Origin of the sequence: Dubosiella newyorkensis, from assembly GCF_001945605.1 — a bacterium.
Lineage (GTDB): Bacteria > Bacillota_I > Bacilli_A > Erysipelotrichales > Erysipelotrichaceae > Dubosiella > Dubosiella newyorkensis.
In genome coordinates this window covers 1-1,023 of sequence record NZ_MPKA01000006.1, presented here as the reverse complement: position 1 = coordinate 1,023, position 1,023 = coordinate 1, and the positions used below count along the sequence as shown (strand labels likewise).

Annotated in this window: 1 protein-coding gene; it reads right to left on the bottom strand. The window is 46.2% G+C overall.

Annotated features, from left to right (window positions below; genetic code table 11):
- Positions 1 to 843 (bottom strand): IS1634 family transposase (locus BO225_RS00080; protein WP_419185457.1); only part of this gene is annotated, 843 nt, incomplete at its 3' end.
- Between the last annotated feature and the right edge of the window lie 180 nt (positions 844 to 1,023).

Genomic DNA, 1,023 nt, shown 5'->3' with positions numbered 1-1,023 from the left:
AGCGGCATCGGCACAAACGATAAAGCGGCTGAACCCGAAATCCTTCTCCAGCGTCTTCTCAAGCTCGCGCATCGAAAAAGATTCGTTGCGGTTTCCTTCAAAACAGATATCGGCAATCGGTATTCCTCCCCGGTCTGTGAAAAGGCCGTACTGTGCAATCGGATTGGGACGGTTTTCTTTGGATTTCCCGTATCTGCGGAAATCATCGTCCTCTTCGATCTCGAAATAAAAGTTTGTGCAGTCGTAGAAAAGGATCGCCGAATCCCGGGTACAGATCTTCTGGCTGTTTTTATAGATCTCTTTTTCAATGAAATAGCGCTCTTGAGCCAATACGGGAAGCGCCCGATAAACATCGTGAAGATTCGGGAGCGGACACCGATAGAAAGAGCGAGCCGTATCAAGCGTGCCTTTTTTCGAGCCCGGAGCAATGATACGGGCACAGACGAGAAGACGCATGATCTCTTCCAGGTCGAACTTGAAATTGTTCCTTTGGGCAATGGAGCGGCAGATGGCGGAAATGCCGAGCATGGAAAGGATCTTCCAAGGAAAAAGGTAGCCCACATTGAAAGAGCTGACCGAATCCAGAGGGAGAAGAGCCGAAGAGTCGAAGTCGAGAGTGATCAGCTTTTTTTCGGCCTTCCGCATAGCCTCGATCTCCATTTTGAGAATGGATTCGACTTCTTCTCTGGAAGAGACGCTGTATTTTTCCATAAGAGAAGAGAGATTGCCCAAAGACTGCCGATTGCGGGTGGTGCGCTTCTTGGTGAGCGGGTTGGTATAGTCTTCCTTGATATAGTAGCAGACGCTGCCTTTGGAAGAAGTGGAATGAAGACGAATGGACATAAGAGAATACCTCCGAGGATATTGTATCATATCCCGAAATAGGGCGAAAACGAAATGACCAATGATTTGACAATAAAAAAGCGACAATGAGAGGACATTGTCACGAAAGAGGAGAAAAAAAAGCAAATAAGTATCCAGAAGAAAAAGAGATTGATATTATATGGGACATTTTAAGAAAAA